The organism is Streptomyces sp. KR55 (assembly GCF_052245645.1).
GTDB lineage: Bacteria > Actinomycetota > Actinomycetes > Streptomycetales > Streptomycetaceae > Streptomyces > Streptomyces flavusporus.
In genome coordinates this window covers 1-2,814 of the sequence record NZ_JBQQCE010000766.1, presented here as the reverse complement: position 1 = coordinate 2,814, position 2,814 = coordinate 1, and the positions used below count along the sequence as shown (strand labels likewise).

Here is a 2,814-nt window from a genome sequence, read left to right as displayed (position 1 = left end):
CTCGGTCCCGGTCACACCTAGGTGCAGTTCGCCCCGATCGCACCGATCGGCAGCTCCTTACGACCACACCGCCTCGGCCGTCGGAGACGTACCCACGCACCGGTCCATCCGGAATGGGAGACATCAGTGGACAACCCTGTGCTCGACATCGGCTCGAAGCCGGCCCGGCAGCAGCCGGGGTGGGAGGACAAGGAGAGTGTTGGGCGGGTGCGGCGGCAGCTGCTGGCCTCGCCGGGGCTCGTCGATCCCGAGGACGTGCGCACCCTGCGCTCGGTGCTGACCGTCGTCGCCGCCGGCCGGGCCCATGTGGTGCAGGCGGGCGACTGCGCGGAGGACCCGGCGGAGTGCACCGAGGGCCATGTCGCCCGCAAGGCCGGCCTGTTGGACGTACTCGCCGGTGAACTCAAGGGCATCACGCACCGGCCGGTGGTCCGCGCAGGGCGGATGGCGGGGCAGTTCGGCAAGCCGCGCTCGAAACCGACCGAGTGGATCGGCGAGCTCGAACTCCCCGTCTACCGCGGCCACATGGTCAACGGCCCCGGAGGCGACCCGCTGAGCAGGCAGCCGGATCCCCGCCGCATGCTGGACTGCTACCGCGCCTCCCGTGCGGTGCTGCGCCACCTCGGCTGGCACCGCGCGCCCGGGGCGCCCGGCATCGATCCGCCGGTGTGGACCAGCCACGAGGCGCTCGTCCTGGACTACGAGGTCCCGCTGGTGCGCCGCGACGCCACCGGGGCGCCGGTCCTCGCCTCCACGCACTGGCCGTGGATCGGCGACCGCACCCGGCAGCTGGACGGCGCGCATGTCGCCCTGCTCGCCGCGGTGGCCAACCCGGTCGCCTGCAAGGTCGGCCCCGGTATGACGGCGAGCGAGCTGCTGGCGCTGTGCGAATGCCTCGACCCCGCGCGTGAGCCCGGCCGGCTGACCCTGATCGCCCGGATGGGGGCGCAGCTGGTGGCCCACCGTCTGCCGTCGCTGGTGGCGGCGGTGCGGGAGGCGGGCCATCCCGTCGTCTGGCTCTGCGACCCGATGCACGGCAACACGGTCACCGCCCCCGACGGGCGCAAGACCCGCTACCTCGACTGGATCGTGCGGGAGGTACGGGACTTCCGGTCCGCCGTCCTCGCCGCCGGTGGGGTCGCCGGCGGCCTGCACCTGGAGACCACCCCGGACCAGGTGACCGAGTGCGCCCCCAACCCGTCCGCCTCCGACCTGGACCGCGGCACCTACACCAGCCTGTGCGACCCGCGGCTGCGCCCGGACCAGGCCGTGGCCGTGGTTTCGGCGTGGGGGGCGTAACGGCCTCGAGGGCCGACACCGTCGCTGTCACCTCAGACGAAGGAGGACTCCACATGGAGGGCAAGGTCGCCCTGATCACGGGAGCGGCAGGAGGGATCGGCGCCGCGGTGGCGCGTGCGCTCGGTGAGCGCGGCGTCACGGTGGCCGCGGTCGACCGGGACGCGGACGGGCTGCTGCGCACGGTGCAGAAGCTGACCGCCGACGGCGTGACCGCCCGGGCGTTCCCGGCCGACATCACCGGCCGCGCCGAGGTCGACGCTCTGGTCGACACCGTCGAACAGCAGTTGGGCCCACTGGACTTCCTGGTCAACGCGGCGGGCGTGCTGCACCTGGGCGAGGCCCGGCACCTCACCGACCAGGACTGGGACGCCACGTTCGCGGTGAACGCCACGGGCGTGTTCGTGGTGTCGCGCGCGGTCGTCAACCGGATGGTGCCGCGCCGGCGCGGGACCATCGTCACCGTGGCGTCGAACGCGGCCGGCACCGCCCGCACGCAGATGGCCGCCTACGCCGCGTCGAAGGCCGCCGCCACGATGTTCACCAAGTGCCTCGGCCTGGAGGTGGCCGGGCACGGCATCCGCTGCAATCTGGTGGCCCCCGGTTCCACCGACACGCCGATGCTCAGCTCCATGTGGCGGGACAACAGCGGCCGGCGGACCACGATCGCCGGCCGGCCGGAGGAGTACCGCGTCGGTATCCCGCTCGGCAAGCTCGCCATGCCCTCGGACGTCGCCGACGCCGTGGCCTTCCTGCTGTCCGACCGGGCCGCCCACATCACCCTGCACAGCCTCACGGTGGACGGCGGCGCCACCCTCGGCGGGTAGCCCGCCGGACCGGACGAGGCGGAGAGAGGACCATGACCGGCAAGATCACCACCGGGACGACCCCGACCGGGAGGACCACCGGGATACCTCCCATCGAACCCTACGAGCTGCCCAGCGCGCGCGAGCTGCCCGACCCCGTCCCGTCCTGGCGGGTCGACCCCGGGCGCGCGGTTCTCCTGGTGCACGACATGCAGCACTACTTCCTCCGGGCGCTGCCGGAACCCCTCCGCGAACAGCTGCTGCGCAATGCCGTGCTGCTGCGCGAACGCTGCGCCGCCCTCGGCATGCCCGTCGCGTACACCGCGCAGCCGGGCGCCATGGACGATGCGGAGCGCGGGCTGCTGAAGGACTTCTGGGGGCCGGGCATGCAACGCTCCCCCGCCGACAGCGAGATCACGGCGGAACTGGCTCCCACGGGCCGGGACTGGATGTTCACCAAGTGGCGCTACAGCGCGTTCTTCCGCTCCGGTCTGCTGGAGCGGATGCGGGCGCACCACCGCGACCAGTTGGTCCTCTGTGGGGTGTACGCCCATGTGGGCGTACTGATGACGGCGGTCGACGCGTTCAGCAACGACATCGAGACGTTCCTGGTGGCCGACGCGGTCGCCGACTTCTCCGCCGCCCACCACCGGCAGGCGCTCGACCATGCGGCGCGCTGCTGCGCCGTCGTCTCCACGGCCAAGGAGGTCAT

The 2,814-nt window shown here is 72.9% G+C and carries 3 protein-coding genes; all 3 read left to right on the top strand.

Annotated features, from left to right (window positions below; genetic code table 11):
* The first annotated feature begins 126 nt into the window (after nucleotides 1-126).
* Nucleotides 127-1,299, top strand: a complete 1,173-nt coding sequence (locus tag ACTWQJ_RS49715; protein ID WP_443312944.1) for a 3-deoxy-7-phosphoheptulonate synthase — start codon at nucleotides 127-129, stop codon at nucleotides 1,297-1,299.
* A 53-nt stretch (nucleotides 1,300-1,352) separates the two neighbouring features.
* Complete coding sequence (locus tag ACTWQJ_RS49710; protein WP_443312943.1) at nucleotides 1,353-2,123, top strand: 2,3-dihydro-2,3-dihydroxybenzoate dehydrogenase; 771 nt, start codon at nucleotides 1,353-1,355, stop codon at nucleotides 2,121-2,123.
* Between the two features lie 32 nt (nucleotides 2,124-2,155).
* Nucleotides 2,156-2,814: isochorismatase family protein (locus tag ACTWQJ_RS49705; protein ID WP_443312942.1), on the top strand; the 659-nt coding region annotated here is incomplete at its 3' end.